This window comes from Streptomyces sp. NPDC005962, from assembly GCF_040629205.1.
Taxonomy (GTDB): domain Bacteria; phylum Actinomycetota; class Actinomycetes; order Streptomycetales; family Streptomycetaceae; genus Streptomyces.
In genome coordinates this window covers 94,105-112,519 of record NZ_JBEXVE010000030.1, presented here as the reverse complement: position 1 = coordinate 112,519, position 18,415 = coordinate 94,105, and the positions used below count along the sequence as shown (strand labels likewise).

General features: G+C 69.6%; 17 protein-coding genes. 13 read left to right on the top strand and 4 right to left on the bottom strand.

What is annotated here, in order from left to right:
• Nucleotides 1–24 precede the first annotated feature (24 nt).
• The 3 genes from ABZ370_RS35550 (at nucleotide 25) to ABZ370_RS35540 (ending at nucleotide 4,322) form a co-directional block, all read left to right on the top strand.
• Nucleotides 25–726, top strand: coding sequence for an HAD family phosphatase (locus ABZ370_RS35550; RefSeq protein WP_358629731.1), 702 nt, complete (start codon nucleotides 25–27; stop codon nucleotides 724–726).
• Between the two features lie 339 nt (nucleotides 727–1,065).
• A complete protein-coding gene (locus ABZ370_RS35545) occupies nucleotides 1,066–2,670 on the top strand; it encodes an ABC transporter substrate-binding protein (protein WP_358629728.1) in 1,605 nt (534 codons plus the stop codon).
• Between the two features lie 56 nt (nucleotides 2,671–2,726).
• Nucleotides 2,727–4,322, top strand: coding sequence for an ABC transporter substrate-binding protein (locus ABZ370_RS35540; protein WP_358629725.1), 1,596 nt, complete (start codon nucleotides 2,727–2,729; stop codon nucleotides 4,320–4,322).
• Nucleotides 4,323–4,353: 31 nt separating this feature from the next.
• On the opposite strand, the gene ABZ370_RS35535 is transcribed toward ABZ370_RS35540, so the two are convergent.
• Both ABZ370_RS35535 and ABZ370_RS35530 read right to left on the bottom strand, forming a co-directional pair.
• Complete coding sequence (locus ABZ370_RS35535) at nucleotides 4,354–5,025, bottom strand: response regulator transcription factor (RefSeq protein WP_009719179.1); 672 nt, start codon at nucleotides 5,023–5,025, stop codon at nucleotides 4,354–4,356.
• A 13-nt stretch (nucleotides 5,026–5,038) separates the two neighbouring features.
• Nucleotides 5,039–5,947, bottom strand: a complete 909-nt coding sequence (locus ABZ370_RS35530) for a PD-(D/E)XK nuclease family protein (RefSeq protein WP_358629720.1) — start codon at nucleotides 5,945–5,947, stop codon at nucleotides 5,039–5,041.
• Nucleotides 5,948–6,075: 128 nt separating this feature from the next.
• On the opposite strand from ABZ370_RS35530, the gene ABZ370_RS35525 reads away from it, so the two are divergent.
• The 3 genes from ABZ370_RS35525 (at nucleotide 6,076) to ABZ370_RS35515 (ending at nucleotide 9,124) form a co-directional block, all read left to right on the top strand.
• Nucleotides 6,076–7,320, top strand: coding sequence for a site-2 protease family protein (locus ABZ370_RS35525; protein WP_358629717.1), 1,245 nt, complete (start codon nucleotides 6,076–6,078; stop codon nucleotides 7,318–7,320).
• Between the two features lie 83 nt (nucleotides 7,321–7,403).
• On the top strand, nucleotides 7,404–8,381 hold the full coding sequence (locus ABZ370_RS35520) for a tRNA (adenine-N1)-methyltransferase (protein WP_358629714.1): 978 nt from the start codon (nucleotides 7,404–7,406) through the stop codon (nucleotides 8,379–8,381).
• A gap of 140 nt (nucleotides 8,382–8,521) precedes the next feature.
• Nucleotides 8,522–9,124, top strand: a complete 603-nt coding sequence (locus tag ABZ370_RS35515; protein WP_358629711.1) for a hypothetical protein — start codon at nucleotides 8,522–8,524, stop codon at nucleotides 9,122–9,124.
• Between the two features lie 53 nt (nucleotides 9,125–9,177).
• On the opposite strand, the gene ABZ370_RS35510 is transcribed toward ABZ370_RS35515, so the two are convergent.
• Nucleotides 9,178–9,468 carry a ferredoxin gene (locus tag ABZ370_RS35510; protein ID WP_358629708.1) on the bottom strand — a complete coding sequence of 97 codons (291 nt, stop codon included), beginning with the start codon at nucleotides 9,466–9,468 and terminating at the stop codon, nucleotides 9,178–9,180.
• Nucleotides 9,469–9,725: 257 nt separating this feature from the next.
• Between ABZ370_RS35510 and arc the strand changes: the two genes are divergently transcribed.
• The 6 genes from arc (at nucleotide 9,726) to prcA (ending at nucleotide 15,868) form a co-directional block, all read left to right on the top strand.
• Nucleotides 9,726–11,492, top strand: a complete 1,767-nt coding sequence (gene arc / locus ABZ370_RS35505) for a proteasome ATPase (protein WP_358629705.1) — start codon at nucleotides 9,726–9,728, stop codon at nucleotides 11,490–11,492.
• A 262-nt stretch (nucleotides 11,493–11,754) separates the two neighbouring features.
• Entirely contained in the window at nucleotides 11,755–13,266 is a 1,512-nt protein-coding gene (gene dop / locus ABZ370_RS35500) for a depupylase/deamidase Dop (protein ID WP_358629702.1), read from the top strand.
• Between the two features lie 137 nt (nucleotides 13,267–13,403).
• Complete coding sequence (locus ABZ370_RS35495) at nucleotides 13,404–13,622, top strand: ubiquitin-like protein Pup (RefSeq protein ID WP_039939482.1); 219 nt, start codon at nucleotides 13,404–13,406, stop codon at nucleotides 13,620–13,622.
• Between the two features lie 33 nt (nucleotides 13,623–13,655).
• Nucleotides 13,656–14,249 (top strand): endonuclease VII domain-containing protein, encoded by a 594-nt coding sequence (locus tag ABZ370_RS35490; protein ID WP_358629698.1) that lies wholly within the window; start codon nucleotides 13,656–13,658, stop codon nucleotides 14,247–14,249.
• Nucleotides 14,201–15,046, top strand: a complete 846-nt coding sequence (gene prcB, locus ABZ370_RS35485; protein ID WP_358629695.1) for a proteasome subunit beta — start codon at nucleotides 14,201–14,203, stop codon at nucleotides 15,044–15,046. The genes ABZ370_RS35490 and prcB overlap by 49 nt, the downstream gene beginning before the upstream one ends.
• A 54-nt stretch (nucleotides 15,047–15,100) precedes the next feature.
• Nucleotides 15,101–15,868: a proteasome subunit alpha gene (gene prcA / locus ABZ370_RS35480; protein ID WP_358629692.1), complete on the top strand. Its 768-nt coding sequence runs from the start codon at nucleotides 15,101–15,103 to the stop codon at nucleotides 15,866–15,868.
• A 71-nt stretch (nucleotides 15,869–15,939) separates the two neighbouring features.
• Here prcA and ABZ370_RS35475 read toward each other — a convergent pair whose 3' ends face one another.
• Nucleotides 15,940–17,007, bottom strand: coding sequence for a LacI family DNA-binding transcriptional regulator (locus tag ABZ370_RS35475; RefSeq protein ID WP_358629689.1), 1,068 nt, complete (start codon nucleotides 17,005–17,007; stop codon nucleotides 15,940–15,942).
• Nucleotides 17,008–17,150: 143 nt separating this feature from the next.
• Between ABZ370_RS35475 and ABZ370_RS35470 the strand changes: the two genes are divergently transcribed.
• Nucleotides 17,151–18,410 (top strand): MFS transporter, encoded by a 1,260-nt coding sequence (locus tag ABZ370_RS35470; protein ID WP_358629686.1) that lies wholly within the window; start codon nucleotides 17,151–17,153, stop codon nucleotides 18,408–18,410.
• The last annotated feature ends 5 nt before the right edge of the window (nucleotides 18,411–18,415 follow it).

The following is an 18,415-nucleotide window of genomic DNA, read 5'->3' as shown; positions in this document are numbered from 1 at the left end:
TGCCCCGTATCCGGAGGTGTTTGGATGACCAGCAGCATCCCCGCCGTCGACACCCGTTCGGCCGAAGGGTCCGCCCTCCAGGCGGTCCTGCTCGACATGGACGGCACCCTGGTGGACACCGAGGACATCTGGTGGGACGCGGAAGTGTCCATCTTCGCCGAGCTGGGCCACGCCCTCGCCGAGGAGTACCGCGAGGTGGTGGTCGGCGGCCCGATGACCCGCAGCGCCTCGTTCCTCATCGAGGCCACCGGCGCCGACATCGCCCTCGCGGAGCTGTCCGGCCTGCTCAACAGCCGATTCACCGAGCTGCTGGACGGCACCGTGCCCATGCTGCCCGGTGCGCGCCGGCTGCTGACCGAGCTGGGCGCGCACGGGGTGCCGACCGCCCTGGTCTCCGCCTCGCACCGGCGGGTCATGGACCGGCTGCTGCGGTCGATCGGCGTTGAGAACTTCGCGCTGACGGTCGCGGGCGACGAGATCGGCCGTACCAAGCCGCACCCCGACCCGTATCTGTTCGCCGCCGCGGGGCTGGCCGCCGACCCGGCGCGGTGCGTGGTCATCGAGGACACGGCGACCGGGGTCCGGGCTGCCGAGGCGGCGGGGTGCCAGGTGCTGGCGGTCCCGTCCGTCGTACCGATCGAGCCCGCGGCGGGCCGTACGGTCGTCGGATCGCTGGAAGAAGTCGATCTTCCATTTCTCCGCTCACTGGTCACAGTAATGCACTGATCGCGTACTGAGCGTATGTCTGTAAATTGCAGACTGAATAACGCGGTCCGCGTTTTTGTGTGACGGCGGCGGCATTTCGGGCGTGATGTTTATCACTGCATATGCCGTCGACAGATGAGGTGGGTATCTGCTGCGCGTCCCGTTTGGTGTGATCTGGGCGCGCCCTTGTGTCCGGATTGGTGACGCGTCGTACGATACGCGACCGTGTTCGGATATCGGTCGGCCCTTATCCGTTAACGGTGCGTGATATCGCCTCAACTTCGTTGTGTCTGAGCATGACTGGCGCCTCGGTCTAATCTCATCGCGAGTGGTTGATCGATCGCAGGGAGACTCCCGACAATGAAGCGCAAGTCGCTCGCGCTGCCGGCCGTGGCGGGCCTACTGACGTCAGCGCTCACCGCATGCGGTGGATCCGACGGCTCGGGCACGGACGACGGCGCCATCGTCCTGGGGAGCACCGACCGGATCGAGGCGTCGAAGGTGGCGCCCGCCCCGCTGGACCCCGCCCAGGCATACGACTTCGCCTCGTGGAGCGTGCTGCACAACAGCCTCCAGACGCTGATGCGGCTGCCCCGCTCGGGAACCGAGCCGATACCCGACGCCGCGCAGAAGTGCGGCTTCCAGGACCGGCAGAGCGAGCAGTACCGCTGCACCCTGCGCAGCGGGCTGGAGTTCTCCAACGGTCACGCGCTCACCTCCGAGGACGTCAAGTTCTCCCTCGACCGGATGCTGCGGATCAAGGACCGCAACGGCCCGGTCTCCCTGCTCTCGAACGTGGACACGGTGGAGACCCCCACCTCCCGCGAGGTCGTCATCCATCTCCGCGCGCCCGACGCGACCTTCCCGTCCAAGCTCACCACCCCGGCCGCGGCCATCCTGGACAGCGAGGTCTATCAGGCGAACGCGCTGCACAAGGGCTTCGACCTGGTGGGTTCGGGCCCGTACCAGGCGAAGACCGAGGTGCGCGACAACCGGCTGGTGAAGGTCCGCTTCAGCCGGAACCCGAACTACCAGGGCGATGTGAAGCCGGACAGCGACAAGGTCGAGATGCGGTTCTTCGAATCCGCCTCGGCGATGGAGAAGGCGCTGACGAAGGGTGACATCGACGCGGTGCACCGCGGCTTCTCGCCCGGCCAGATCGACAAGCTCAACAAGGGCGAGGTCAAGGGCGTCCGGCTCTTCGAGTCCTCCGGCCAGGGCATCCGCTACCTCGTCTTCGACACCGACGCCCCCTCGGTCAGGTCCAAGGCCGTACGGCAGGCCATCGCCCATCTGGTGGACCGTCAGGCACTGGTCCGCGACGTCTACAAGCGGACCGCCGAGCCCCTCTACTCGCTGATCCCGAACAACGTCGCCTCGCACACCAACTCGTTCTACAACGAGTACGGCGACCCCGACCCCGCCGCCGCCCGCAGCGCCCTGCGCAACGCCGGGATCAGCACCCCGGTGAAGCTGACCCTGACGTACACGACGGACCATTACGGTCCGGAGACCGCCCAGGAGTTCAAGGAGCTGCGGAGCCAGCTCAACCGCAGCGGTCTGTTCAAGGTCAAGATCAAGGGCGTCCGCTGGACCGAGTTCCGCCCCAACCTCCCCAAGCGCGAGTACGCCGCCTACGGCATGGGATGGCTGCCGGACTTCCCGGACCCGGACAACTACGTCGCGCCCTTCCTGACCAAGGACAACTTCCTCAACTCGCCCTACCGCAACAACAGCGTGCAGGACAAGTTGATCCCGCGGACCCGGCAGGAGAGCCAGCGCACCCGCACGGCCGGAGACTTCCAGGCCATCCAGAACACCGTCGCCGACGATGTGCCCTATCTGCCGCTGTGGCAGGGGAACACCTATGTGGCGGCGCGAGAGAACATCACCGGGGCCGAATACGCGTTCGACTCCTCGACCATGCTGCAGCTCTGGGAGCTGGGCCGAGGCGCCGACAGCTGACGTAACGCCAGACGGGGGCCGGATAACCAGACGACGAAACTGTGAGGAAACCACCCGTGAGGAAACGTGATCAGTGGCTGGCAGCCCCGCTCGGAGCGGGCCTTGCCGCCGCCCTGCTCACCGGCTGTGGGAGCGAGGACGGGGACGCCGCGGGCAGCGGTGAGCACGTCGTCATGGGTATGTCGGACGAGGTGCTGGCGACCGACCCGGCATCCGGCTACGACCCGGGCTCCTGGCTGTTGTTCAACAACGTGTTCCAGTCGCTGCTGAGCTTCCCCAAGGGCGGCACCACCCCGCAGCCGGAGGCGGCGGAGAAGTGCCGCTTCAAGGACAACTCCAGCCAGGTCTTCACCTGCACCCTGCGGAACGACCTGAAGTTCTCCAACGGACATCCGCTCACCGCCGAGGACGTCAAGTTCTCGTTCGAGCGCACCATGCGGATCAACGACGAGAACGGCCCCGCGGTGATGCTCTCCACCATCGGGAACATCAAGACCCCGGACGAGCGGACCGTCGTCTTCAATCTGAAGACCCCGGACGCCACCTTCCCGCAGAAGATCGCCTCCGGCGCCGGGTCCATCGTGGACCACAGCGAATACCCGGCCGACAAGCTGCGCACCGACAACAAGGCGATCGGCTCCGGCGTCTACAAGCTGGACTCCTTCAGCAAGAAGGAGGCGGACTTCTCGGTCAACGGCGAGTACGAGGGCCCCGCCGAGGCCCAGAACACCGGGATGACCCTGAAGTTCTACCAGGGCCGCCAGCAGGAGCTGAAGAACGCCGTCCAGAACGGCGACGTGGACCTCGCCTACCGCGGACTGGCCATGAAGGACCTGGCCGACCTCCAGGCCGAGTCCCTCAGCGGCGGCAAGAACCTGAACGTCGTCGAGGGCACCGGCGCCGAGGTCCAGCACCTGGTCTTCAACATGAAGGACGCGGTGGCCGGAAAGCTGGGCGTCCGCAAGGCGATGGCGTACCTCCTCGACCGCTCCACCCTGGTCCGGGACGTCTACAAGCGCACCGCCGAGCCGCTGTACTCGGTCGTCCCGGCCGGTATCACCGGCCACAACACGGCCTTCTTCGACAAGTACGGCGACCGGCCGCAGCCCGAGAAGGCCAAGCAGGCGCTGCGTGAGGAGGGGATCACCGGCAAGGTCAAGCTCACCCTGTGGGGCACCCCGATCCGCTACGGCCCCGGCACCGTGCCCGGCCTGCAGGAGATCGCCAAGCAGCTCAACGCCAGCGGGCTGTTCGACGTCGACGTGAAGAGCACCGACGTCGCCGCCTACGAGAAGGGCGTGGCCGCAGGCGACTACCCCGTCTACGTCAAGGGCTGGGTGCCCGACTACCCGGACCCGGACAACTTCGTCGCCCCGTTCTTCGGCTCCGGCAACGTCCTGGCCAACCACTACACCCAGGCGCAGCTGACCGGCCAGCTCATACCGGCCACCGCCGGCCAGCCCAGCCGCGCGGCCACGGTCGGCGACTTCCAGAAGATCCAGAACCTGGTCGCCGACGATGTGCCGATGCTGCCGCTGTGGCAGGGCAAGCAGTACGCGGTGGCCCAGGAATCCATCTCCGGGCTCCAGTGGACCCTGGACGCCTCGACGGTCTTCCGCTTCTGGGAGATCAAGAAGTCGCCCACGGACTGACGCCCGCCCCGCCCCGGCGCACGCCTCCCGGCTACTGCGCGCCGGGGCGGACCAGCCCGCTCTCGTACGCGTACACCGCGGCCTGCACCCGGTCCCGCAGCCCCAGCTTGGTCAGCACATGGCCCACATGCGTCTTGACCGTCGTCTCGCTGACGAACAGATCCGCGGCGATCTCCGCGTTCGACAGCCCCCGGGCCACCAGCTTGAGCACCTCGACCTCGCGCTCGGTGAGCGTGTGCAGGGTGTCCGGAACCGGCTCCTCACCCGACGGCAGATGCCCGGCGTACTTGTCGAGCAGCCGGCGCGTGATGCTCGGCGCCAGCATGGCCTCGCCCGCCGCCACCACCCGGATGGCCTGCACCAGCTCGGTGGCCGGAGCGTCCTTCAGCAGAAAGCCGCTGGCCCCGGCGCGCAGCGCCTCCACCACGTACTCGTCGAGGTCGAAGGTGGTCAGCACCAGCACCTTCGCCGGGCCGTCCCGCCCGGGACCGGTGATCTGCCGGGTCGCCTCCACTCCGTCCATCCGCGGCATCCGGATGTCCATGAGCACCACGTCGGGCTGGAGCGCCCGCACCTGGTCGAGGGCCTGCAGACCGTCCCCCGCCTCGCCGACGACCGCCAGATCCTGCTCCGCCTCCAGGATCATCCGGAAGCCGGTACGCAGCAGCGGTTGATCATCGACCAGTAGGACGCGGATCGCCACGGGATCTCCTTCGCTAGACCGCGTCCATTCTGCCGGAGTCACCGCCCCGGGACTGAGCCGGGATGACGGGCAGCGGAAACGGCGGGGGAGTGCCGCCGAATTCCGGACAGTGCGCCTGGTGGTCGCACCAGCCGCACAGCTTCGTCCGGCGCGGCAGGAAATCCCCCGTCTCCGTCGCCAGCCGGATCGCCTCCCACAGGGCCAGCACCTTGCGCTCCACCCCGAGCAGATCCCGCTCCACCGGGTCGTACGTCCGCACCTCGCCGCTGCCCAGATAGACCAGCTGGAGCCGGCGCGGCACCGTGCCGCGCAGCCGCCACAGCACCAGGGCGTAGAACTTCATCTGAAAGAGCGCCTCGCCCGCGAACTGCGGCGCGGGCGCCTTCCCCGTCTTGTAGTCGACGATTCGCACATCCCCGGCCGGCGCGATGTCCACCCGGTCGATGATCCCGCGCAGCGTCAGCCCCGACTCCAGGGCCGTCTCCACGAACAGCTCCCGCTCGGCGGGCTCCAGCCGGGTCGGGTCCTCCAGCGAGAACCACCCCTCCACCAGCTTCTCGGCCCCCGCCAGCCACTCGGCCAGCCGCTCCGGGGACTCCGCGCCGTCCTCCTCGCGGAACAGCTCCGCAAGCTCCGGCTTGGCCGCCAGCAGCCGCTCCCACTCGCCCGGCACCATCGCCCGGGCGCGCGGCGCGGTGCGCTCGGCGGCGGGCGCGTCGAAGAGCCGCTCCAGCACCGCGTGCACCACCGTGCCGCGCGTGGCGGCGGCGCTCGGCTTCTCCGGCAGTTTGTCGATCACCCGGAAGCGGTACAGCAAGGGGCACCGCATGAAGTCAGCCGCACGGGATGGCGAGAGCGACGCGGCGCGGCCGGACTGCGGTGCCGCGTCCGCCTGTTCGGGCTGCCCTGAGGTGATTCCCATGGCGAAGACCCTACGACCCGCCGCCGACAGCCGGACGCATACCATCGACGTCCGAGCCCCTCGCACTGCATGATCGTGGGGACCGTATCAAAAGAGGGTGCGACGGAAGCATCCGACGAAGGGACACCGTGGACAACAGCGGGCAGCGGCAGTCCGGCGACGGGGGAGCGGACCGCTCGACCGAGCCCGAGGCGGACAAGCCGCGCCGCCCACGCGATCCGGGCGGCGGCATCCTCATGGGGCGTCCCTTCGGCGTACCCGTCTACGTCTCGCCCAGCTGGTTCCTCGTGGCCGCCCTCATCACCTGGGTCTTCGGCGGCCAGCTGGAGCGGGTGCTGCCGGAGCTGGGCGCCGCCCGCTATCTGGTGTCGCTCTTCTTCGCGGTCGCCTTCTACGCCTCCGTCCTGGTGCACGAGCTGGCACACACCGTGGCCGCCCTGCGCTTCAAACTGCCGGTGCGCCGGATTCAGCTGCAGTTCTTCGGCGGCGTCTCGGAGATCGAGAAGGAGTCCGAGACCCCCGGCCGGGAGTTCGTCCTCGCCTTCGTCGGCCCCCTGCTCTCCCTGGTCCTCTCCGGGGTCTTCTACCTCGGGATGCTGGTCGTCGATCCCGACTCGGTGCCCGGGGTGCTGCTCGCCGGGCTGATGATCTCCAACCTCATCGTGGCCGCCTTCAACCTGCTGCCCGGCCTTCCGCTGGACGGCGGGCGGATGCTGCGCGCCGTCGTCTGGAAGATCAGCGGCAGGCCCATGGCCGGCACCGTCGCCGCTGCCTGGACCGGCCGCGCGCTCGCCGTCGCCGTCCTGGTCGGGCTGCCGCTGCTCACCCAGGCGGGTGGCCTCGGCGGGGAGCCCAAGGACTTCGGCAGCGTCGACTCGCTCACCGACGCGCTGCTCGCCGCCATACTCGCCGCGATCATCTGGACCGGCGCCGGGAACAGCCTGCGTATGGCCCGGCTGCGGGAGCGCCTGCCGGACCTGCGCGCCCGCAGCCTCACCCGGCGTGCCGTGCCCGTCGCGTCCGACACCCCGCTCTCCGAGGCGCTGCGGCGGGCCAACGAGGCGGGGGCGCGCGCCCTGGTCGTGGTGGACGGCCACGGCGCCCCGACCGCCGTGGTGCGGGAGGCGGCCATCGTCGGGGTACCGGAGCACCGGCGCCCCTGGGTCGCGGTCAGCGGCCTCGCCCAGGACCTCAAGGACGGCATGCGGGTCTCGGCCGAGCTGGGCGGCGAGGAGCTGCTCGACACCCTGCGCGCCACCCCCGCGACCGAGTACCTGGTGGTGGAAGAGACCGGCGAGATCTACGGCGTGCTCTCCACGGCGGACGTCGAGCGCGCCTTCGTCAACGCCATGGCACGCACCCCGACCGCCTGAGGTGAGGCTCGTCCGCGCGGCCCCCACCCGGACCCCGAGGCCCGCCGTCCTCGGCACGCCCCCGGTCCCGGTAGGCTGTTCACATGTCCGAACCGACCGGTGCCGCCCGCCGTCGCGGGCCCTTCCAGGTCGGGGACCAGGTCCAGCTCACCGATCCCAAGGGACGCCACTACACGTTCACGCTCGAAGCCGGGAAGAATTTCCACACCCACAAGGGTTCCTTCCCCCATGACGAGCTGATCGGCGCCCCCGAGGGAACCGTCGTGCGTACCACGGGAAACGTCGCGTATCTCGCGCTGCGTCCCCTGCTCCCCGACTATGTCCTGTCCATGCCACGCGGTGCCGCCGTGGTCTACCCCAAGGACGCCGGGCAGATCTTGGCGATGGCCGACATCTTCCCCGGCGCACGCATCGTCGAGGCAGGCGTCGGCTCCGGCTCGCTGTCCACCTTCCTGCTGCGGGCCATCGGCGACCAGGGCATGCTGCACTCCTACGAGCGCCGGGCCGACTTCGCCGACATCGCCTCCCAGAACGTCGAGCGCTACTTCGGCGCCCCGCACCCCGCCTGGCAGCTGACCGTCGGCGACCTCCAGGACAACCTGTCCGACACCGAGGTCGACCGCGTCATCCTGGACATGCTCGCCCCCTGGGAATGCCTGGAAGCGGTGTCCAAGGCCCTCGTGCCCGGCGGCATCCTGTGCGCCTACGTCGCCACCACCACCCAGCTGGCCCGCACCGTGGAGTCCATCCGCGAGCACGGCACCTTCAACGAGCCGTCGGCCTGGGAGACCATGGTCCGCACCTGGCACGTCGAAGGCCTGGCGGTCCGCCCCGACCACCGGATGATCGGCCACACCGGCTTCCTCCTCACCGCCCGCCGCCTCGCGGACGGCGTGGAGCCGCCGCTGCGCCGCCGCCGCCCCGCCAAGGGCGCGTACGGCGACGACTACCCGGGCTACGGCAGCGGGAAGGACAGCGGCGGGAAGGACGGCAGCGGAAAGGGCACCGGCGGGAAGGACACCGGCTCCACCGGCACCCCGGACGGCAAGCCGGGCGCCTGACGGTAGCCAGGGCGCGGCCGATCGCGGCCGACCGTCGTCAACGACTCGGCGCGGCCACCGACTTCCCCCATACGGGGCGGTGGCCGCGCCGGTGTGAGATGTGGCACGATGCGGAGCACCCCCTCCGCCGCAGCCATCTCATGGAGTCATCCCGCGTGCAGCCTCTGGGCCCGGATCTCGCGCACACCCGTCCCCGTCCGGTGCACTGGATCGCGACCGCGGCCGCCGTGGCCGCCGTCGTCGCCGGAGCGTCGGCCTTCCAGCCCGCCGACGCCAAGGCCACCTCGGCCCCCACCACCCTCTCCGCGCCCAGCACCGGCGGTCTGCCGGTGACGCGGGCCCCCGACCCGCGAGCCGCGCACTATCCGATGGACTGCGGCCGGGCCGAGCCCGGCGTCGTGGACCGGGCCTCCTCGGACCTGGACGGCGACGGGCGGCCGGAAACAGTCGCCGTGGTGCGCTGCGAGAGCGCGGCCGGCAACCCGCCCAGCGGCGTCTACGTCCTCGCGCGGCCGGACCGCGCGGGCGCGGCCCCCCGGATCGTGGCGACCTTCGTCGATCCGAAGGAGGGGATGAGTGTCCAGGATTTCGCGGTACGCGGAACGAAGGTTTCGGCCACTTTGCTGGGCTACTCGTCGACCAAGGTCCCGCGGTGCTGTCCGGACCTGCAGCGCAAGGTCAACTGGCAGTGGCAGGACGGCGAGTTCGTCCTGAAGGCACTGCCCGTGCCGGGGAGTGTCTGACCGGTCACGCGGCGTCCCGCGGGCGCCGTCCCGGCCGGCCCGGCCCCCGGACGCTACTCGGCGTCCGGGCCGTACACCTCGACCCGGTCCGCGGCGCGCCGCACATGGATGCAGTCGCCCGGGCACTCCTTGGCGGAGTCCACGACCTCGGTGAGCAGTGGCAGCGGCACCTTCGTCGTCGCGCCCTTGTCCTGCAGAAGCTCGTCGTCGGCGCTCTTGACGTAGGCTAGACCGTCGATGTCGAGTTCGAAGACCTCGGGCGCGTACTGGGCACAGATCCCATCCCCCGTGCACAGGTCCTGGTCAATCCAGACTTCAAGATCGCCGAGCTCCTCGTTCCGCACGGTGCGTCGCCTGCCGTTCCCTCGATACGTGATTCAACATTGACTAAATATCGCCAGCCCTGGCGGGTGTTGACCGGGTCGACGATACAACCGCTCGCTTTCCGATGTTGTTGGGTGGGTATTCACCTGGCGTGAGGGAGTGCGCAAGGGTGAAGATCGGACACACGCCGACCGGGTTTGTGATCTAGGGGTTTCAACCCGCACCGGCCCAGGTAGGGTCAGGAAGCGTCCAGCTCCCCTTGGAGGAGGTGAGGACCGTGGCAGCCCACGACGACGACACCAACCGCGGCATCCGGCCGGGGCGTGGGTCTGATGACCCCGCCGGTCAGGTTGCCTATCTCGAGCAGGAAATCGCCGTCCTGCGCCGCAAGCTCGCCGACTCTCCGCGTCACACGAGGATTCTCGAAGAGCGGATCGTCGAGCTGCAGACCAATCTGGCGGGAGTCTCCGCACAGAATGAGCGGCTCGCGAACACCCTCCGTGAGGCACGCGACCAGATCGTGGCCCTCAAGGAGGAGGTCGACCGGCTCGCCCAGCCGCCGGCCGGTTTCGGTGCCTTTCTGCAGGCGAACGAGGACGGCACAGCCGACATCTTCACCGGGGGCCGTAAACTCCGCGTGAATGTCAGCCCAAGCGTCGAGCTCGATGACCTCCAGAAGGGCCAGGAGGTCATGCTCAACGAGGCGCTCAACGTGGTCGAGGCCATGGAGTTCGAGCGCGCCGGGGACATCGTCACCCTCAAGGAGGTCCTTGAGGACGGCGAGCGCGCCCTGGTGATCGGGCACACCGACGAGGAGCGCGTGGTGCGGCTCGCCGAGCCGCTGCTGGAAACCACCATCCGCCCCGGTGACGCCCTGCTGCTGGAGCCCCGGTCCGGCTACGTCTACGAGGTCGTGCCGAAGAGCGAGGTCGAGGAACTCGTCCTCGAAGAGGTTCCGGACATCGACTACACCAAGATCGGCGGCCTGGGCAACCAGATCGAGCTGATCCGGGACGCGGTCGAGCTCCCGTACCTCTACCCCGATCTGTTCAAGGAGCACGAACTGCGGCCGCCCAAGGGCGTGCTGCTGTACGGCCCGCCCGGCTGCGGCAAGACGCTGATCGCGAAGGCCGTCGCCAACTCCCTTGCCAAGAAGGTCGCCGAGGTCACCGGCAAGCCCGCGGGGAAGAGCTTCTTCCTCAATATCAAGGGCCCCGAGCTGCTCAACAAGTACGTCGGTGAGACGGAGCGGCACATCCGGCTGGTCTTCCAGCGCGCTCGGGAGAAGGCCAGCGAGGGCACACCGGTCATCGTCTTCTTCGACGAGATGGACTCCCTGTTCCGCACCCGCGGCTCCGGAGTCAGCTCGGACGTGGAGAACACCATCGTCCCCCAGCTGCTCTCCGAGATCGACGGTGTCGAGGGCCTGGAGAACGTCATCGTCATCGGCGCCTCGAACCGCGAGGACATGATCGACCCGGCCATCCTGCGCCCCGGCCGCCTCGACGTGAAGATCAAGATCGAGCGTCCGGACGCGGAAGCCGCCAAGGACATCTTCTCGAAGTACCTGACCGCCACCCTGCCGGTCCACACGGACGACCTCGCCGAGCACAGCGGGTCGGCCAAGGCCGCCGTCGCCGGCATGATTCAGTCGGTCGTCGAGCAGATGTACGCGGAATCCGAGGAGAACCGCTTCCTCGAGGTCACCTACGCCAATGGTGACAAGGAAGTCCTTTACTTCAAGGACTTCAACTCCGGCGCCATGATCCAGAACATTGTGGACCGGGCGAAGAAGATGGCCATCAAGGCATTCCTCGACCACAACCAGAAGGGCCTGCGGGTCTCCCATCTGCTCGCCGCTTGCGTGGATGAGTTCAAGGAGAACGAGGACCTGCCCAACACCACGAACCCGGACGACTGGGCCCGCATCTCCGGCAAGAAGGGGGAGCGGATCGTCTTCATCCGTACCCTGGTCACCGGAAAGCAGGGCGCGGACACGGGACGCTCCATCGACACGGTGGCCAACACCGGTCAGTACCTGTAACACCGCTGTCCGGCTGCGGATGTCCTGGACGGGGCATCCGCAGCCGGATGCGCTTTTCGGACGGCATTCATCGTATGAGCCCTACGAGCCCCACCGGAGCAATGACTGTCATGATCTCCGCAGCACCGCACAGCCGTATCCGGCTCGTCGGTACCGCCGCGACTGCGCGGCGCGGCGGCTCGGGGGCCGGTTGCGGACCGGAAGCGCAGCGGTACTTGAGCGCCGGCCCCTGCCTGGGGCGGCGTCGGGCAAGGAGGGCCGCATGACCGTACGGCGCGTAATGGGAATCGAGACGGAGTACGGGATCTCCGTCCCGGGGCACCCGAACGCCAATGCCATGCTCACCTCATCCCAGGTCGTCAACGCCTACGCGGCGGCGATGCACCGGGCGCGCCGCGCCCGCTGGGACTTCGAGGAGGAGAACCCGCTGCGGGACGCCCGCGGCTTCGACCTCGCGCGCGAGTCCGCGGACGCCAGCCAGCTCACGGACGAGGACATCGGCCTGGCCAATGTCATCCTCACCAACGGTGCCCGGCTCTACGTCGACCACGCGCACCCCGAGTACTCCGCCCCCGAGGTCACCAACCCGCGGGACGCGGTGCTCTGGGACAAGGCGGGCGAGCGCATCATGGCCGAGGCCGCGATGCGCGCCGCCGAGCTGCCCGGCGCCCAGCCGATCCACCTCTACAAGAACAACACCGACAACAAGGGCGCGTCCTACGGCACGCACGAGAACTACCTGATGAAGCGGGAGACCCCCTTCTCGGACATCGTGCGCCATCTGACGCCGTTCTTCGTCTCCCGCCAGGTCGTCACGGGCGCCGGCCGCGTCGGCATCGGCCAGGACGGGCATGAGCACGGCTTCCAGATCAGCCAGCGGGCCGACTACTTCGAGGTCGAGGTCGGGCTGGAGACCACCCTCAAGCGGCCCATCATCAACACCCGCGACGAACCGCACGCCGACGCCGAGAAGTACCGCCGGCTGCATGTGATCATCGGCGACGCCAACCTCTCCGAGCTGTCGACCTACCTCAAGCTCGGCACCACCGCGCTGGTGCTGTCGATGATCGAGGACGGCTTCATCGCCGTGGACCTGGCCGTGGACCAGCCGGTCCGCACGCTGCACCAGGTCTCGCACGACCCAACGCTCCAGCGCCTGATCACGCTGCGCAGCGGCCGTACGCTGACCGCCGTACAGCTCCAGATGGAGTACTTCGAGCTGGCCCGCAAGTACGTCGAGGACCGCTTCGGCGCGGACGCCGACGATCAGACCCGGGACGTGCTCACCCGCTGGGAGGACGTGCTCAACCGGCTGGAGCGCGATCCGATGTCCCTGTCCGGCGAGCTGGACTGGGTGGCCAAGCGCGAGCTGCTGGAGGGCTACCGCAGGCGCGACGGCCTGGAGTGGGACGCCGCCCGGCTCCATCTGGTGGACCTGCAGTACGCCGACGTACGGCCCGAGAAGGGCCTGTACAACCGGCTGGCGGCGCGCGGCAAGATGAAGCGGCTGCTGGACGACTCCGACGTGGCACGGGCCCAGAACAAGCCCCCGGAGGACACCCGCGCCTACTTCCGCGGCCGCTGCCTGGAGCAGTACGCGGACGACGTGGCCGCGGCCTCCTGGGACTCGGTGATCTTCGACCTCCCGGGCCGTGACTCTCTGCAACGGGTCCCCACGCTGGAGCCCCTCCGGGGTACCCGCAACCACGTCAAGGAGCTGCTGGACCGCTGCCGCACGGCCGAGGACCTGGTCCGGGTGCTGTCCGGAGGCTGAAATGGCCTCCGACCGGGAATCATCGTGGTGGCCTCCACGCTTTGTACCGAGTGGGAGGCCGATGTCGGACCCTGCTTGTAGGGTCTGATCTTGAGACACCGATCGAATCAGCGGGCGAACCGAGCGGGGTGAGGGACATGGCGACCAAGGACACCGGCGGCGGTCAGCAGAAGGCGTCGCGCCAGACCGAGGAGGTCGAGGAGCAGGCGCAGGACGCACAGGCCCAGGAGGACCTCAAGGAGCGGCAGGAGAAGCTGTCGGACGACGTCGATTCGGTTCTCGACGAAATCGACGACGTGCTCGAAGAGAACGCAGAGGATTTCGTGAGGTCCTTCGTTCAAAAGGGCGGCCAGTAGGTCGCTTTGGCCTTCGAATCGAAGGTTGGCGGGGTGAACGAAGAGACGGGAACGAGGCGCTGTTCGCGCTGTAAGCAGGACCTGCGGCGGACTGCCTTCGCGAGCAACAAATCCATGTCCGATGGTCTCCAGGCGTACTGCCGGGAGTGCTCCGCCGAGTACTACCGGCAACGCCAGGAGGCCAAGGGGAAGCGGGTCCGAGAGAAAGTTCCGACCCCGCCGGGACACAAGCGGTGTCCGCAGTGCGAAGAGGCGAAGCCGCACTCCGAATGGGAGCGCAACAAGTCCTCGTCGGACGGCCGGGCGAGCTATTGCCGTGCGTGCAGGGCGGGGCTGAACCGGGTCAGCTATTTCAAGCGCAAGTACGGCCTCACACCGGCAGAGTTGGACGCGCTGGTTGCCGAGCAGCAAGGCGTCTGCTGCATATGCCTTGCCGCCCCGGCCGCACATGTGGATCACTGCCATGAGAAGGGTAGGGTCCGTGGCGTACTCTGCTTCAGCTGCAATGCGGCATTGGGGCAGTTCAAGGACCGAGCGGATGCCATACGGCGTGGCGCCGCATATCTGGAAGGAAACGTGTGGAAGCCAACACTCGTAGCACTGGGCGTCTACCAGCTGCCTTCCTGACGCCAGGCTCATCCTCCTTCATGGACTTCCTCGGTGCGCATCAGCCCGAGCTGCTTCCGGGGAACCGTCCGCTTCCCCCGGTGCAGGGTGTCATCGAGGCACCGCATGGCACGACGATCGTGGCGGCGACGTTCGCCGGTGGAGTGGCGCTCGCCGGTGACCGCCGCGCGACCATGGGGAACCTCATCGCGCAGCGCGACATCGAGAAGGTCTTCCCGGCGGACGAGTATTCGGCCGTCGGCATCGCGGGCACAGCCGGTCTCGCCGTCGAGATGGTCAAGCTCTTCCAGCTGGAGCTGGAGCACTTCGAGAAGGTCGAGGGCACCGTCCTCTCGCTGGAGGGCAAGGCCAACCGGCTGTCGACCATGATCCGCGGCAATCTCGGCATGGCGATGCAGGGGCTCGCCGTCGTCCCGCTCTTCGCGGGCTATGACGTCGACCGCGAGAAGGGCCGCATCTTCTCCTACGACGTGACCGGCGGGCGTTCGGAGGAGCGTGGCTTCGCAGCCACCGGCTCCGGCTCGACGTTCGCCCGCGGCGCGCTCAAGAAGCTCTACCGCGAGGACCTGACGGAGGAACAGGCCGCCACCGCCGTCATCCAGGCGCTGTACGACGCCGCGGACGACGACTCGGCGACCGGCGGCCCCGATCTGGCCCGGCGTATTTATCCCATCGTCACGGTCATCACCGAGGACGGTTTCAGGAGGTTCACCGAGACCGAGGTGGCCGACATCGTCCGCGCCATCCACGAGCGGCGGCTCGAAGAGCCGGACGGCCCGCGCGCCGCCCTGCTCTGAGGGGACGGTTGACCCGGAATGTATTCGCCAATGACAGAAAGGGACGGATAGCCGGTGACGACGCCGTTCTATGTATCGCCCCAGCAGGCCATGGCCGACCGCGCGGAATATGCCCGCAAGGGCATCGCGCGCGGCCGCAGCGTGGTAGTGCTGCAGTATTCCGACGGCATCCTCTTCGTCGCCGAGAATCCGTCCCGCGCCCTGCACAAGGTCAGCGAGATCTATGACCGGATCGCCTTCGCGGCGGTCGGCAAGTACAACGAATTCGAGAATCTGCGCATCGGCGGCGTCCGCTACGCCGATCTGCGCGGCTATACCTACGACCGCGACGATGTGACGGCCCGCGGGCTCGCCAACGTCTACGCGCAGACGCTGGGCACGATCTTCTCCAGCGCCGCCGAGAAGCCGTACGAGGTCGAGCTGATCGTCGCCGAGGTCGGGGAAGGCCCCGCCGACGACCAGATCTACCGGCTGCCGCACGACGGCTCGATCGTGGACGAGCACGGCTCGGTCGCCGTTGGCGGCAACGCCGACCAGATCAGCACCTATCTCGACCAGCGCCACCGGGACGGCATGACGCTGGCCGAAGCCCTCAAGCTGGCCGTCGACTCGCTGGCCCGGGACAACAACGGCGGCGAGCGCAGCCTGACCGCCGAGCAGATGGAGGTCGCGGTCCTGGACCGCAAGCGGCCTCAGGCCCGGAAGTTCAAGCGCGTCCTGGGCGGTCAGCTGTCCCGTCTCCTGGAGGGGGCCGGTGCCGCGGCGGAGTCCGACGCGGAGTCGGAGGAGTCCGGCGACTCCGAGGAGTCGGGCGAGGAGTAGCCACCGCCCTGCTGTGGTGGGTCCCCGGCGGGGCCCACCACAGCAGGCACGGCCCGCCTCGTCCGGGCGTTTCAGCCGGGCGCCTCTCCGGGCGCCTCTTCGGGCGGCGGGGGAAGGGCGCTGGAGTCCCGTACGGCCAGCTCCACGGGCAGCGTGGTGTCCCCGGCCGGTTCCCCGTCCAGGACCGCCATCAGCGCCCGCATCCCCTCCGCCCCGACCGCCTGCGCGGGCAGCGTCACGGTGGTCAGCTCCGGCTCGACCGCCGTGGCCAGCGCCAGGTCGTCGAAGCCGGTGACCGACACGTCCTCCGGCACCCGCAGCCCCAGCCGCCGGACGGCCTTGCACGCGCCCGCGGCGAGGATGTCGTCGTCGCACATCAGCGCCGTGGGCCGGGGCCCCGGGCCGGTGAGCGCCCGTAGCGCCGCCCGCCGCCCCTCCTCGACGCTCAGCGCAGCGGACTCGGTGTGCAGCACGGTGCCGGGCACCGCGTGCACCGCCCCGGCCAGGGCCCGGGCGCGCACCCGGAACGTCCAGGAGTCCACCGCCGCCGCCACATGGACGATCCGGCGGTGCCCCAGGCCGAGCAGATGCTCCGCCGCCTGCCGCATGCCGTCCCCGATGTCCAGGTTGACCGTGGCCGCCGCGGCGGCGGCCGGGTCGTCGGGGTCGCTGTCGAGCATCACCAGCGGCAGCCCGCCGCCGCGCACCGCGGCCAGCGCGTCGGCGGCCATCGAGGAGGCGATCACGCCGTCCAGCGAGGCCCGCGCCGAGTCGAAGGGGTCCCGGGCCGGGCCGATGCCTTCGGGGGAGGGGTAGAGCACCACGCCGAAGCCGTGGTCGGCGGCGACCTGTGCGGCGCCGGTGTAGATGTGCGCGAAGAACTCGTTGGTCAGGGCCGGGACGACGAGCAGCACGGTCCGGGTGCGGCCCAGCCGCAGGCTGCGTGCCGCCAGGTTCGGCCGGTAGCCCAGCTCGCGCGCCGCGGCCCGCACGGTGTCCGCCGTGCGCTCCGCCACCCGTCCGCGCCACTTGTCGCCGAGTACGAGGGAGACGGTCGCCTGGGACACTCCGGCGCGCCGTGCCACGTCCCGGCTGGTGACCCGTGCCGCGGCCGCGGGTGGTCCGGTCCCGTGTGCCACATCGCCTCCGCTCCGTCCGTGCCTGCTGTCCACCCGCCACGGGTGGACCCGGGGCAGGCGGCCATGGTACGTATAACGACGCTTCGTTATACGTAAAACTCGATCACCGATCCATGATCCACGATTCACACGGAGGGGCGGCCATGGCGTCCGGCTACGGGGAAATGCTGCGCACCCGCCACGCGGCACGGCTGCTCACCGGAACGCTGATCGGCCGGCTCCCGAACGCCACCGCCGCGCTCGCCGTGGTGCTCTTCACCCGCGCCGAGGGCGGAAGCTACGCGCTCGCCGGGGCGCTCTCGGCCCTCTACGGGGTGGCCAACGCCATCGGGCAGCCGCTGCTGGGCCGGGCGGTGGACCACTGGGGCCAGCCGCGGGTGATGCTCCCGGCCGCCGTGGTGTCCGCGCTCGGGATGGCCCTGTTCGCCGCCGTGGGCCTGGACCCGCTGCCCGTGGCGTACGCCGCGATGCTCGTCGCGGGGCTGTTCACACCCCCGCTGGAGGGCGGGCTGCGGGCCCTGTGGCCGGATGTGCTGCGCCGCTCGGACCAGGTGCACGCGGCGTACGCGCTGGACGCCGTGGCCCAGGAGGTGATGTTCGCCGTCGGCCCGCTGCTGGTCACCCTGCTGGTCGCCGGATGGTCCGAGGCGGCCGCGCTGTTGGTCATCAACGCGGTGGGGGTCCTGGGCGCGCTGTCCGTCGTGGTGTCCCAGCCGTCCCGGCGGTGGCGCTCCGCGCCGCGCGAGGCGCACTGGCTGGGCGCGCTGCGCTCCTCGGGGATGCTGGTGCTGATCGGCTCGTTCTTCTTCGTCGGCACCGCGCTCGGCGCGATCGCCGTGGCCGCCGTCGCTTACGCCGACGAGCACGGCGGCGGCATGGTCTCCAGCTATCTGCTCTCCGCGCTCGGCGCGGGCGCGCTGGTCGGGGGCGTGGTCTACGGTGCGCGCCCGTGGGCCGGTCCGCCCGAGCGGCGGCTGCGGCTGCTGGTGGCCGCCCTGGCGCTCGGCTATCTGCCGCTCGCCCTGGTGCCGGGCGTTCCCGCGATGACGGCCCTCGCGGGCGTGGCGGGGGTGTTCCTGGCCCCGGCGCTCGCGTGCGCCTTCGTCGTCATCGACCGGCACGCCCCGGCGGGGACGGTCACCGAGGCGTTCTCGTGGCTGGTGACCGCCTTCGGGGTGGGCAGTTCGGTCGGCACGGCCGCCGCCGGACCCGCCGTGGAGCTGGGCGGTGTGGGCCTGGGATTCGCCGTCCCGGGGGCCGCCGGAGCGGCCGCGCTGGCGGTGCTGCTGGCCGCCCGGAGGCACCTGAACGAGGCGCCTCGGCGAACGCCGGATGGCCCTCGTCCGGAAAATGATCGCAGCCATGCCGCCGAACCCGGTTTCAGAGCAGGCCATCAGGCGTAATGTTC

Coding starts and splice junctions, on each gene's coding strand:
- ABZ370_RS35550 (WP_358629731.1), top strand. CDS start 25: ATGACCAGCAGCATCCCCGCCGTCGACACCCGTTCGGCCGAAGGGTCC.
- ABZ370_RS35545 (WP_358629728.1), top strand. CDS start 1,066: ATGAAGCGCAAGTCGCTCGCGCTGCCGGCCGTGGCGGGCCTACTGACG.
- ABZ370_RS35530 (WP_358629720.1), bottom strand. CDS start 5,947: ATGGGAATCACCTCAGGGCAGCCCGAACAGGCGGACGCGGCACCGCAG.
- ABZ370_RS35520 (WP_358629714.1), top strand. CDS start 7,404: ATGTCCGAACCGACCGGTGCCGCCCGCCGTCGCGGGCCCTTCCAGGTC.
- ABZ370_RS35515 (WP_358629711.1), top strand. CDS start 8,522: ATGGAGTCATCCCGCGTGCAGCCTCTGGGCCCGGATCTCGCGCACACC.
- dop (WP_358629702.1), top strand. CDS start 11,755: ATGACCGTACGGCGCGTAATGGGAATCGAGACGGAGTACGGGATCTCC.
- ABZ370_RS35495 (WP_039939482.1), top strand. CDS start 13,404: ATGGCGACCAAGGACACCGGCGGCGGTCAGCAGAAGGCGTCGCGCCAG.
- ABZ370_RS35470 (WP_358629686.1), top strand. CDS start 17,151: ATGGCGTCCGGCTACGGGGAAATGCTGCGCACCCGCCACGCGGCACGG.